This is a genomic window from Desulfovibrio sp. JC022, from assembly GCF_010470665.1.
In the GTDB taxonomy this organism is placed as follows: Bacteria; Desulfobacterota; Desulfovibrionia; order Desulfovibrionales; family Desulfovibrionaceae; genus Maridesulfovibrio.
Genome location: NZ_VOPZ01000002.1, coordinates 195,689 through 208,388, shown reverse-complemented (window position 1 = coordinate 208,388; position 12,700 = coordinate 195,689). Strand labels below are relative to the sequence as shown.

The window sequence follows — 12,700 nt, the reverse complement described above, 5'->3', positions numbered from 1 at the left end:
TCCCTGTGCGCTTCAGTTTTTATTCAAGCAGAGATTCCACCGCGCTCATGTGCAGTTCCAATTCACTGTCTTTCAGTTTGAGTGCGTGTTGTAATTCTTTCATTGAATCCTGCGGATCAAAGAGCGGATAGTCGCTACCGAACAGAATCCGTTCACGCGGGTGTTTGTTGATTATTTCATGAAGCACTTTTTTGTCCATGAAGGGCAGGCAGCTGGAAGTATCGAAATAAACATCCATACCAACCAGTTCCTCTGCAACCATCTTCCAGTGATATAAGCCGCCCATATGTGCTCCGATTGCCTTTAGCCGGGGGAAGTTCTGGAGCAGCTTTTTCAGCTTCAGCGGGCAGGAGGGATTCTTTTCCGGCGGAAGTCTGTCGCCGATATGGAACATGCACACAAAGCGGTCCTGCACCATTTCCATGATGCGGTAAAATTTGCGGTCGTCCATGAAAAATCCTTGAAAATCGGGGTGGAATTTCAAGCCCTTGATGCCGTTTCGTTCCAGTCTTGCGAATTCTTTTTCGGGGTCTGCGTAGTCCGGGTGCATGGTTCCGAAGGTGACAATGCGTTCATCTGATTTTGCCAGTTCAATGGACCAGTTGTTGGCCGGGATGACCTGATCCTGCGAAGTTGCCGCAGTATGGATGATGACCCGGTCCAGACCTGCTCGCGTGGCGCGTTCAAGGAGGTCTTCCGGGTGGCCGTTGCCCACTGCTGTTATTCCGTAATGATCATGGAGCTGGGTAATAACTTTGTCTGCAATTTTAGGGTGGAATGCATGAGTATGAACGTCGTAGAGCATAATAATATATCCGTGCTTGAAATTAATGAATCAGGGTGTGAATATAAGTATTCACACCCTGCTTATTTCCTCTCACGGGAATCTGAAGTCAGGAAAAATGACGAGAGTCTCGAGTGGGGATTAAAAGTATTTTAAAATATTTCCCGCAGCCATTCCGGTACTCGCACGGGGCGACCGTCTTTGTTGACGCAGGCGTGCTCGGTGAATCCGGTTGCGATGAGTTTGGAGCGGTCATCCTTGTAAATATCGTAGATGAACTTGATGGAAGCGCGCTTCCATTCGCTGATACCCACCTGAATATTGAGCTGGTCATCATAATGGGCCGGGATGCGGTAACGGCAGTTGGCCTCGCGCACGGGTAAGTATATGCCGCGTTCTTCAACCGTGGCATAGCTCATGCCCCGTTCGCGGATAAACAGCGAACGGGAGCGCTCAAAAAAATGCAGATATTCTGCGTAATAAACCACGCCCATGGCATCGGTTTCGCCATAGGAAACGCTATGGGCCAGCCATGAATGCGGACTTGGGAATTCAGTAGTCATTATCTGATCTTCTTTAATACCCACTGCATGAATTTGTGTCCGTCAGGAATAATGATTCCGGCGCGGTCTGCGGTTTCCTCGGTAAATGATTTCTCGCCGGATGCAATGCAGCGCGGTGAGGTCATGATGAAGGGAACCGGGGTTTCATCGTGGGTTCTTGTTTCAATGGGGGTGAAGTGATCGCAGGTGATTACGTAATTGGCTTTATCCAGCGGGTACTTCTCCAGCAGCGGACCGACTATGCGGGAATCAAACCGCTCAATGGATTTGATTTTGTCTTCTACGCTGCCCATATGTCCGGATTCGTCCGGGCCTTCAAGGTGAACGTAGACGAAATCACCGTGTTCGAGGAAATTGAGCGTTGCCTCGACCTTGCCTTCGTAGTTGGTATCCACCAGTCCGGTGGCACCTTCCACATTAATTACTTCCATGCCGGAAGCGTGACCGAGTCCTTTGATCAGATCTACAGCGGAGACAACAGCACCCTTCATACCGAACTTTTCTTCAAAAGGCGGCAGGTTCAGCGGGCGTCCCTGTCCCCATGGCCAGATGGATACAGCCTTGGTGCCGTTCTCGGCAAGTATTTTTTCCGCATCACGGACCAGTTTGTCCAGACGCGGGCTTTTGGCAAATTCGCAGACGTCCTCGTCAATGGGCTTATCGGTCAGGTCATGGGGCGGACGGATGTGAAGGTCCGCTTCCATTTCTTTGGCCCCGCCTTTCTGCACCAGCAGATGGCGGTACTGTATACCGGGATAGAAAGTAAATTCATCATTGCCGAGTTCGGCTTGCAGCTTTTTCACCAGCGGTACAGATTGATCGGTTCCGATATGTCCGGCGGAGTAGTCGTACATGATGCCGTCTTCAGCAAATTCGGAAATATTGACCAGATTCATGCGCCATACCAAGTCATCCGGGTCGAGCTTGAGGCCCTGCGCCGCAGCTTCAATGGGACCGCGTCCGGTGTGATAGGTGGCGGGGTTGAAACCCAGCAAGGACATATTGGCAATGTCAGAACCGGGAGCCATGCCTTTGGGCACGGTGCGACAGGTGCCGATCAAGCCTTTTCCGGCCAGCATATCCATGTTCGGTGTGTTGGCGGCGGCAAGGGTGGTCTTGTTGCCAAGTTCCTCAATGGGCCAGCCGCCCATTCCGTCAGCAATGAGAAAAAGAAGTTTCATAAGTAATTGTGCCTATTTTTCATTTAAGATTGCGAAGCATAATGAAAGGTTTTGGGATTCTTGAACCCTTTTGCAAAAGGGTTTAAGGCCCCCGGCACAGGTCGCCGAAGGCATGATATGAACTTATCCCTTCAATATCCGCATGGACATGGTCGGCTTGGTGATAAAGGGCATTTTGTCGATTTCAGCAATAGCAGCGTTGACATTCTTAGTGCTGGACTTGTGGGTGGTGAAGACTACCGGAATGTCTTTGTCCTCTGGATTTCCTTTCTGCACAGCCTGCGCAATGGAAATGTTGTGCTCAGCAAGGCACTTGGAAAGCGCTGCCATGACCCCGGCTTTATCCTGAACGGTGAAGCGGAAGTAGTATTCTGAGGTCGCCAGTTCAGGGGGGAGGATGTCTGCTTTTTCAATAGGAGCGTTGCAGAATCCGGTATTGTCCGGGGTATTGGTCTTGGCGAGAGCTATGATGTCCGCCAGAACCGCGCTGCCGGTGGGCAGTGAACCTGCGCCCTGACCGTGGAAAAATGCGGGACCAACTGCGTTGCCTTCAACGCGTACGGCATTGTAGTTGCCGCCTACGCGGGCCAGCAGCAGGGTGTATTTGACCAGTGCAGGGAATACTCCGGCTTCCAGCTTGCCGCCCACATCGCGCACTGCGCCGATGAGTTTGATGCGGTAGCCGAATTCACGGGCAAAGCGGATATCCTGCCCTTCAACCTTGGTGATGCCTTCGATGGGCAGTTCGGCAAGGGGATAATCTTTACCATAGGCAATGCGGGCCAGCACACATACTTTGTGCGCAGCGTCGATTCCTTCGATATCAAAGGTAGGATCGGCTTCGGCGTAGCCCAGTTCGGTAGCCTGTTCCAGAGCGGTGTCGAATTCCAGTCCGCTGGTGGACATCTCGGAAAGAATGTAGTTGGCGGTTCCGTTGAGGATACCGACAATGGATTTAATGCGGTTCCCGGCCAGTGATTCCTTGATGGACTGGATGATGGGGATTCCACCGGCAACACTTGATTCGTAATACAATCCGACTTTGTTTTTAGCGGCAATTTCGAAAAGTTCAATGCCGTGTTCAGCCAAGAGATGCTTGTTGGCTGTGACTACGTGCTTGCCGGCTTCAAGGGCTTTGATGACGATTTCCTTGGCAACGGTGGTTCCGCCCATGAGTTCCACAACAATGTCCACATCCGGGCTGGAAGTGAATTCATCGGGATCGGCGGTAAATTTTACGTCAGGTCCGGGCAGGAAATCCCGTTTTTTGTTCACGTCTCGGACAAGAACGGATGCAAGCTCAAATTTTTTGCCGCAACGGGCGAGGATTACATCTTCATTTTCTTCCAAAATCCGGGCGAGTCCGGTGCCGACAGTGCCGAATCCGGCGATGGCAAGCTTAACAGTCTGCATTAAAACCTCTTAATTCATTTCACGGGGTTCAAAAAAACTAACAGGCTGCGTTATACCGCAGCCTGTTAGAAATTTGAATAGTTATCTTTTAGCCTTTTGCGAAAAGATCTTTCATGCCGCGTACGGCCTGATTGATTCTCTGTCTGTTTTCCACAAGGGCCATGCGTACGTGGTCATCCCCGTAGTGGCCGAAGCCTAGTCCGGGAGCCACCGCAACCTTGCATTCACGCAGCAGCAGTTTGGAAAATTCCACAGAACCGAGATCCTTGAATTGCTCAGGGATCGGTGCCCAGACAAACTGGGTGGCTTTGGGCGGGGTTACGTCCCAGCCGATACGCTGCAACCCTTCGCAAAGAGCATCACGACGGTCCTGATAAACGTCCATAATTTCTCGAACGCAATCCTGCGGTCCGGAAAGGGCATGGCAGGCCGCGATCTGGATGGGCTGGAAAAGTCCGTAGTCCAGATAACTTTTGATACGGGTTAGAGCCTGTACCATTTCCTGATTGCCGCAGCAGAATCCTACGCGCCAGCCGGGCATGGAATAGCTCTTGGACAGGGAGAAGAATTCTACGCCCACGTCTTTTGCGCCGCGAGCCTGCAAGAAGCTTGGGGCTTCGTAACCGTCAAAAGTAAAGTCGGCGTATGCAAGGTCATGAATGACCAGCAAGTCGTTTTCTTTTGCAAAATCGACGATTTTTTCAAAGAACGGAATGTCCGCGGTAATCCCGGTGGGGTTATGCGGAAAGTTGATGATCAGCAGTTTTGGCTTGGGCCATGTCTGGCGCATTGCCAGTTCGAGATCTTCAAAAAAATCACGATCATGAGCCATGGGAATACGTCTTACATCCGCTCCTGCAATAATACTTGCGTAAGGGTGGATGGGATAAGACGGGTCCGGCGCGAAAACAACATCACCGGGTGAAAGCATAACCAACGCCAGGTGCGCCAGCCCCTCTTTGGCGCCCATGGTAACGACCACTTCCTGATCATAATCCAGTTCAACGCCATATCTTCTTTTATACCAAAGCGCCATTTCCCTGCGCAGACCTTTAATTCCCCTAGACGCGCTGTAGCGATGGTTGGCGGGTTTCTGCGCCGCTTCAACCAGTTTGTCTACAATGTGCTGGGGGGTGGGGAGATCCGGGTTCCCCATACCTAGGTCGATGATGTCTTCGCCTTCGTGGCGCATCTGCATTTTCAGTTCGTTCACCTTGGCAAACACATAGGGGGGCAGCCGGTGAACTCTTGGAAACTTGTCCATGGTCGTTACTCCTAAATAAAATATAAACTTAAAGGTGATATGTAACCGTGGGACCAGTTGCTGTCAAAATTATTATTTGTATGATCGGTGTCTCGCGTTTTCGTATGATCGTTGGTCGGTTTTTCGTTTTGAGCTATAAATTTATCTTATATTTATGTTTTGGCGTGTAGAAATTGGAGAAAAGCGATTTTCGCAGAAGATAATTTGCAAGTAAAAAGGTGACGTTTGTATGTATTTTTTTCATGAATGTTGACATTAAAAAAAAATAGGGATTAATTATTAACAGGAAAAAAATTTATCACTGACTTTTTGAAATTTTAAAATCAGCAGGAGGCTCTTGTGGCTCTTTCCAAGAAATTTCTGAAGACCAAGCCTGTGTGTAAGGTTAAGTTTGATGTGGAAAAGGATCAGGTGGAAAATGGCGAGGCCATTTATCTGGTCGGCGATTTTAACGGTTGGGATCAAAATTCCATCCCCATGAAAAAACTGAAAAGCGGTAAGTATACTGTGACTGTGGATCTTGAAACCGGGCGTGATTACCAGTTTCGTTATTTAGCCGGGGGTAGTGTCTGGTTCAATGATACCTCGCCGGACCGTACCGAAACAACTCCGTACGGAGACTCAGAAAATTCGGTGGTCAGCGTTTAGAGTTCCAGTGATGATCGAAATATATGGGCGGAAGTTTAACGGCTTTCGTCCTTTTGGTGCTTCCAGATTCTGTTTTTTATCATTTCATGACCCTGATCTTCCCGTTCCTTCTTGACCTTAGACCCTCTTTTTTTTAGCTTCATTCATTCTGTTGTTCGCTGTTGTAATCAAGCGGGGTCACAATGTGCGCTGCGCTTACTATATTTATAGAAGAAAATTAGGGGGACATAATGGTTCAAAAAGCAGAGAAAATCTGGTTTGACGGTGAATTGGTTAACTGGGACGACGCACAGGTTCACGTGCTTACCCATACCCTGCATTACGGTGCCGGTGTATTCGAAGGTATCCGCGCATACGCAACTGTAGATGGCAAATCCGCTGTTTTCAGATTGCGTGAACACGTGGTTCGTCTTTTCGATTCCGCAAAGATTCTCGGAATGACAATTCCTTTTACTGTTGAAGAAATCCACGACGCGATTCTTGAGACCTTGAAAGTGAACGGCCTGAAAGAAGGCTACATCCGTCCTCTGGTTTTCATCGGTGACGGTGCCATGGGTGTACACCCCGGCAAGAACCCCATCCGTGTCTGCATCGCAACATGGCCCTGGGGTGCTTACCTTGGTGAAGATGCTCTTGAAAAGGGTATCCGTGTAAAGACTTCTTCCTTTAACCGCCATCATGTAAACGTCATGATGACCAAGTCCAAGGCTTGCGGTAACTACGTCAACTCCATCCTTGCAAAGGTTGAAGCTGTGCAGGACGGTTACGATGAAGCTCTCATGCTCGATACTTCCGGTTTTGTTTCCGAAGCTACCGGCGAGAACATTTTCATCGTAAAAGATAACGTAATCAAGACCACTCCGCTTACTTCCGTACTTCCCGGCATCACCCGTGCCAGCCTGATGAAGGTTGCCCGTGACCTCGGTTACGAAGTGGTAGAGCAGCTCTTCACTCGCGACGAACTTTACATTGCTGATGAAGCTTTCTTCTGCGGTACTGCTGCTGAAGTTACCCCCATCTGCGAAGTGGATAACCGCACCATCGGTGAAGGCAAGCGTGGTCCTATCGGTACCATCCTCCAGAAAGAGTACTTCAACGCTGTTAAAGGCGGCAATGACGAGTACAAAAACTGGCTGGATTACTACGAGATTTAGTATTTATATAGCTTGGGAACCTGTTGCACAGGTTCCCAAGCTAAGTTTTCAAATAAAATAAGTATGGACTTGCCTGAATGAGTACATCAAATCTGACAGCAAAATATCGTCCGCAGACTTTTGGTGAAGTTGCCGGACAGAAAGCAGTCAAAACAATTCTTTCCCGTGCAGCCGCGCAGGACAAGATTGCTCCCGCATACCTTTTTAGCGGTACACGCGGGGTAGGCAAGACCACTATTGCCAGAATTTTCGCCAAGGCACTTAACTGCAAAAACGCGCCAACTGCCGAACCCTGTAACGAATGCGACAATTGCCGCCAGATTACCGCAGGTGTCGGCGTGGATGTGGTCGAGATAGATGCCGCATCGCACGGTAAGGTCGACGATGCCCGCAGGCTTAAGGAAGATATCGGCTACGCGCCCATTGAATTTCGATACAAGGTTTTTATTATCGATGAAGCGCACATGCTCACTGTGCAGGCTTTCAACGCTCTGCTGAAAACCCTTGAAGAGCCGCCGCCCCACGCAACATTCATCATGGCGACCACTGAAACACACAAGTTTCCGGCCACCATTATCAGCCGTTGTCAGCATTACGCTTTCAAGATGCTCACCAATGATGAGCTTACTGCACATCTTTCCAATATTCTGAATATGGAAAAGATTGAGTATGAGCAGGGAGCTATCGACCTTATTGCAAAGCGCGGTGCGGGCAGTGTGCGTGATTCCATGTCCCTGCTGGGACAGGTGCTTGCTCTCGGCAGCGAAAAGCTGCTTGAAGGTGACGTGCGTTCCATTCTCGGCCTTGCCGGGCGGGATGTTTTCTTTTCGCTTATGCAGGCAATTCATTCGCGGGATCTTGTTTCTGTTGGTGAGACAGTGCAGCAGGTTCTTGGGCGTGGGCTTGATCTTGGATTTTTCATCCGTGAACTGGGCAATTGCTGGCGGAATATGTTTCTGCTCAATCAGTCCGGTGAACGGGCGGTTCCGTTGCTCGGACTTTCATCTGAGGAAGCGGCTGAATTCATGAAATGGTCTCAGACCTTTGACCGTTCATTCATTCATGCCTGCTGGCAGATGACTGTGGACGGGCAGCGCAAGGTTATGACCAGCCTTGAACCGGCCATGGCTTTGGAATTGCTTTTGCTCAATATGGCAAGTCTTACTGACCTTATTTCCATGGAACGGGCCGGGGCACTCGCTTCCGCTGCACCTGCGCCGCAATCTGCACCTGCGGCTCCTGTTAATCAGGCTCCTCCGCCAAGTCAGCCGCCGACAGGCCAGCCTTCCGGTGGACAGCCTGGCGGGCAGCAGGGGATGCAACAGCAGCAGGTTCCTCCGCAGAATCAGTCCATGCAGAATCAGGGTATGGGCGCGAATGGTAGGCCTATGGGCCGCACTGAGTCCGGACCTCCGGCTGGTAGCCGTTCTACAAATGATATGGGAGCTGATGATTCCTCCCTTCCTGACGCGGCAGGTTTACAGACCGATAATGATTTAAATCCTCCCGTTCCCGAATCGGAAAGCCCTGCGCCGGAGGTTCCTCCATTGGAACGTGTTCCGACTGAACCTGCTCCGGCTAAGCCCGCGTTTCCGGCTTCTGTCAGCGGGCCGCGCGATTTCAAGGGATTTCTGCAATATGTTGCTGACAGCGGAAACGGTTCTATTTCAGGGCTTAGCAAATGTAAGGGTGAATTTGCTGATGGTAAACTTGTCCTTACCTGTGCCAACCCGTTTCACCAGAGTCAGGTGGGTGGACGTGATTCGCGCGGTCTTGTTTCCCGGCTTGCTGCGGAATATTTCGGCCCTGAAACTGAATTGGATATCCAGATCAGCCAGAAGGGCAAGCGCAAGAGCAGGCAGGAGATCCGTGATGAAGTGGAAGCCCATCCGGATGTGAAAAGGGTGATGGAGTCCTTCGGGGCCAGCATTCTTTCCATTGAACCGCGTAAAGATATTTAGTCGGATTGGCGGGTTTTTCCGGCAGTCCATTGTGGAAATAACAAGTTAATAATCTCAAGGAGTAATATAATGAAAGGTATGAACGATCTCGTACGTCAGGCTCAGGTTATGCAGCGTAAAATGACAGCTTTGCAGGATGAGCTTAAGACCCGCGAAGTGGAAAGCTCCGCTGGCGGCGGAATGGTTAACGTAAAGGTTAACGGTTCCTCCGAAGTTCTTGAAATCAAAATTGACCCTGCCATCGTTGACCCTGAAGATGTAGAAATGATTCAGGATCTCGTGCTCGCAGCTGTTAACGATGCCAACAAGAAAGCAAAAGCCATGATGGAGTCCGAAATGTCTGCCATCACCGGCGGTATGAACATCCCCGGCATGTTCTAAATAAATGTCTCCGACGGCTGGGGAAGGGGAAACTCTTGCAAGAGTTTCCCCTTCCCCAGACCCCATCCCCTTCAGAACCTCTTAGTTGGCTTCGCCGCTGGGAGAATTGAATTTGGGGATAGCTATTAAATATTTTTCTCCACGTCCTGCCGTCATTAGCTGCGAAGCTTATTAAAAGTTTTGGAAGAGTCCAGAGAAACTTTTTACAAAAAGTTTCTTTGGCCCTCGGAGAGGCCCCCGGCAGGGTCGCCGAAGGCATAGAATGGAAAATTTACCTGAGCCGTTACGGGTTGTAGCGCAGGAATTGGCAAAACTTCCCGGTCTTGGTCCTAAGTCCGCCTTGAGAATTGCACTGACCATGCTGAAGATGCCCAAAGAGAAAGTAACTGGCATCGGGCAGAGTGTTATTGACCTGCGTGATAAGCTTTGCATCTGTGAGCAGTGTGCCAGCATTACCGATACCTGTCCCTGTAAAATCTGTTCCGATCCCAAGAGGGAGCACGACAAGCTATGTCTTGTTTCGGAATGGGATTCACTGTTGGCAATTGAGGAAATGGGGCTTTATCGCGGCTACTATCTGGTGCTGGGCGGCCTGCTTTCACCGCTGGACGGCGTGACTCCGCAGCAGCTTGAGTTTCAGAAGCTTGAAGAACGCCTTGCCAAGGACGAAGTTAAGGAATTGATTCTCGCGCTGGGTGCTACTGTTGATGCTGAAGCCACAGCTTCGTTCATCAAAAATATGGTTGAATCAAAATTTCCCGGTATCGAGCTTTCCCGTCTTGCGCAGGGCATCCCCATCGGATCAGAAGTAAAATACACAGACAAAGAAACGTTACGGCAGTCACTGGAATACCGCCAGAAGTTGTAAGTTGTATCTGTTTAAATTATTTATATTATGGATGATTTGTCAAACGAAGTGGCGAAGCCTTGCTAAAAAAGTTTGGGATTCTTAAACCCTTTTCAAAGGGTTTAAGCCGCCGGAGGCAACTCTATTTATTCTTAAAAGCGCGCAGCGCATCAAAATAAAGCCCCGCAGGGTCGCCGAAGGCAAATGTCAGATACGTTAACAGGTGAAGTCCGGACAGTTGTTTATCATAATGAAGAGAACGGTTACATAGTAGCCCGTGTTTCATCCAAGGACGAACCGATGCAGATCACGGTTGTGGGAGTTCTGGGCACACTCACACCCGGTGAATCAGTTGAACTTCATGGACGCTGGAAACAGCACCCCAAATTTGGTCGTCAGTTCGAGGCCGATTTTTATGAAAGAATCCGCCCGGCAACCGAGGCCGGGGTTATCCGTTTCTTGAAGTCATCTTCCATTAAGGGCATTGGTGAATCAATCGCCACGGATATGGTTAAGACTTTTGGCATAGAAGTGCTGGACATTCTTGATGATGAACCGGAAAAGCTGCTCAAGATCAAAGGTATTTCCAAGAAGAAGCTGGAAGCGATCAAGGAATCGTGGTCATCCCAGCGTGAAATCAAGAACCTTATTGTTTTTCTGCATACCCATGAGGTGCCGCCCACCTACGCTGCAAAAATTTTCAATCTCTACGGCGCACAGTCGGTCACCAAAATTAGCGAAAATCCTTATGAACTGGCTTATGAAATCCGGGGCATCGGTTTTAAAACCGCCGATACTATGGCCCTTAAGCTCGGTTTCGCTCCTGATTCTCCGCAGCGCATTGAGGCGGCAATTGTTTATTCCCTGTTTTCAGTAAGTGAGCGGGGCGGGCATATGTTTCGCCCAAAAGACAAGCTAATTGGGGATGTGACTAAGATGCTGGGCGGTGTTGATCTGGAATTGATCAGCGAAGGTATTCATTCACTGGAAGAACGCAAAAGGGTGCGGGTGGAGAATCTGCCGGAACAGGATATTGATGAAGCGGTTTTCCTGATGCATTTCTATCGTTTTGAGCGGGAGATTTGTAAACGGCTGCACGGATTGGTCAGCCATCCCTCCCCGGTGAGCCGGGAAAAGGTGGAAAAGGCCCTGCCCGAAGTTGAATCCGAACTTGGTTTTGAGCTTTCAGATGAGCAGCGCGAAGCGGTTTTTGAGGCCTGCGTAAATAAATTTTTTATCATCACCGGAGGACCGGGCACAGGTAAGACTACCATCACCCGCGCTGTGGTCATGACCCTGAAAGAGCTGGGGCTGAAGGTCAAACTTGCCGCTCCCACCGGACGTGCTGCCAAGCGACTTTCCGAGGCTACCGGGCGGCAGGCTTCCACCATTCATCGCATGTTGCAGTTTACCCCGGAAGACGGTGGTTTTTATTACAATGAAGACCAGAAGCTCAAGGCCGATGTGCTGGTGGTGGATGAAGCTTCCATGCTCGATGCCCAGCTTTGTCTTGCGGTGCTTCGCGCTGTGCCTTTGACCTGCCGTGTAATTTTTGTGGGTGATGTTAACCAGCTCCCTTCTGTTGGGCCGGGTAACGTTCTGTCCGATTTGCTGCAAAGCGGACAGGTCCAGAGTGCGGTTCTGAATCATATTTTTCGTCAGGCGCAGGAAAGCTACATCGTAGTCAATGCTCACCGCATCAATGACGGGGAATTCCCCATGCCGCATCCGGCAGATGCACCTGAGGCAGACTTCTACTGGATTCCGCAGGAGTCTACGCAAAAGGTGCAGGAAATGATTGTGCAGACAGTGTGCGAGCGGATTCCTGAACGGTATGGCCTTGATCCCATGACGGATGTGCAGGTGCTGACTCCCATGCATAAAGGGGATGTCGGTACCCAGAAGTTGAATGCTGTGTTGCAGGAAAAACTTAATCCCGGAAACGGCAAGGGACTTAAGCGCGGTTTTGTTGAATATCGTGTGGGCGACCGTGTTTTGCAGCTGCGCAACAATTACGACAAAGAAGTATTCAACGGCGATCTTGGCCGGGTCATGTATATTAATACTGAAGAGAACGAACTTACTGCCGAGTTTGACGGTAACATCGTGCATTACGAGCTTTCCGAGCTGGATGAATTGACTCTCGCATACGCAGTCAGTGTGCATAAATCGCAGGGCAGCGAATATCCGGCAGTGGTTATGCCTATTGTTTCGCAGCATTACATGCTTTTGCAGCGCAATCTGCTCTATACCGGGCTGACCAGAGCCCGCAAGCTGGCTGTGCTTATCGGCAGCAAACGTGCTTTTAATATCGGGCTCAATAACGTGACCGCAGGCAAGCGGTTTACCAACCTGCGCCATCGTATCAAGCAGATTTTCGACGAAAATTTATTTTAATTAAGATGCCTCCGGCGGCTGGGGAAGGGAAAACTTTTGCAAAAGTTTTCCCTTCCCCAGACCCCATCCCTTTCAAAACCTTTCAGTATGCTTCGCATTTAGCGTGG

11 protein-coding genes are annotated in these 12,700 nt (G+C 50.0%); 6 read left to right on the top strand and 5 right to left on the bottom strand.

Annotated features, from left to right (window positions below):
* Nucleotides 1-19: 19 nt before the first annotated feature.
* The 5 genes from FMS18_RS03940 to FMS18_RS03920 all read right to left on the bottom strand — a co-directional run bounded on the left by FMS18_RS03940 (nucleotide 20) and on the right by FMS18_RS03920 (nucleotide 5,205).
* Nucleotides 20-805, bottom strand: a complete 786-nt coding sequence (locus FMS18_RS03940; RefSeq protein WP_163292452.1) for an amidohydrolase family protein — start codon at nucleotides 803-805, stop codon at nucleotides 20-22.
* Nucleotides 806-936: 131 nt separating this feature from the next.
* Complete coding sequence (locus FMS18_RS03935) at nucleotides 937-1,347, bottom strand: thioesterase family protein (protein WP_163292451.1); 411 nt, start codon at nucleotides 1,345-1,347, stop codon at nucleotides 937-939.
* On the bottom strand, nucleotides 1,347-2,528 hold the full coding sequence (locus tag FMS18_RS03930) for a cofactor-independent phosphoglycerate mutase (RefSeq protein ID WP_163292450.1): 1,182 nt from the start codon (nucleotides 2,526-2,528) through the stop codon (nucleotides 1,347-1,349). Before FMS18_RS03930 ends, FMS18_RS03935 begins: the two co-directional genes overlap by 1 nt.
* A 123-nt stretch (nucleotides 2,529-2,651) precedes the next feature.
* Nucleotides 2,652-3,941, bottom strand: coding sequence for a homoserine dehydrogenase (locus FMS18_RS03925; protein WP_163292449.1), 1,290 nt, complete (start codon nucleotides 3,939-3,941; stop codon nucleotides 2,652-2,654).
* Nucleotides 3,942-4,029: 88 nt separating this feature from the next.
* Entirely contained in the window at nucleotides 4,030-5,205 is a 1,176-nt protein-coding gene (locus tag FMS18_RS03920) for an aminotransferase class I/II-fold pyridoxal phosphate-dependent enzyme (RefSeq protein ID WP_163292448.1), read from the bottom strand.
* A 339-nt stretch (nucleotides 5,206-5,544) separates the two neighbouring features.
* Here FMS18_RS03920 and FMS18_RS03915 point away from each other — a divergent pair, with 339 nt between their 5' ends.
* The 6 genes from FMS18_RS03915 to FMS18_RS03890 all read left to right on the top strand — a co-directional run bounded on the left by FMS18_RS03915 (nucleotide 5,545) and on the right by FMS18_RS03890 (nucleotide 12,593).
* Nucleotides 5,545-5,853, top strand: a complete 309-nt coding sequence (locus FMS18_RS03915; RefSeq protein WP_163292447.1) for an isoamylase early set domain-containing protein — start codon at nucleotides 5,545-5,547, stop codon at nucleotides 5,851-5,853.
* A gap of 230 nt (nucleotides 5,854-6,083) precedes the next feature.
* Nucleotides 6,084-7,007, top strand: coding sequence for a branched-chain amino acid transaminase (locus tag FMS18_RS03910; RefSeq protein WP_163292446.1), 924 nt, complete (start codon nucleotides 6,084-6,086; stop codon nucleotides 7,005-7,007).
* Between the two features lie 77 nt (nucleotides 7,008-7,084).
* A complete protein-coding gene (gene dnaX, locus FMS18_RS03905) occupies nucleotides 7,085-8,968 on the top strand; it encodes a DNA polymerase III subunit gamma/tau (RefSeq protein WP_163292445.1) in 1,884 nt (627 codons plus the stop codon).
* A gap of 69 nt (nucleotides 8,969-9,037) precedes the next feature.
* Nucleotides 9,038-9,349 (top strand): YbaB/EbfC family nucleoid-associated protein, encoded by a 312-nt coding sequence (locus tag FMS18_RS03900; RefSeq protein ID WP_163292444.1) that lies wholly within the window; start codon nucleotides 9,038-9,040, stop codon nucleotides 9,347-9,349.
* 262 nt (nucleotides 9,350-9,611) lie between these two features.
* Nucleotides 9,612-10,217, top strand: a complete 606-nt coding sequence (gene recR, locus FMS18_RS03895; protein ID WP_163292443.1) for a recombination mediator RecR — start codon at nucleotides 9,612-9,614, stop codon at nucleotides 10,215-10,217.
* A gap of 183 nt (nucleotides 10,218-10,400) precedes the next feature.
* Entirely contained in the window at nucleotides 10,401-12,593 is a 2,193-nt protein-coding gene (locus FMS18_RS03890; protein ID WP_163292442.1) for an ATP-dependent RecD-like DNA helicase, read from the top strand.
* Nucleotides 12,594-12,700: the final 107 nt, after the last annotated feature.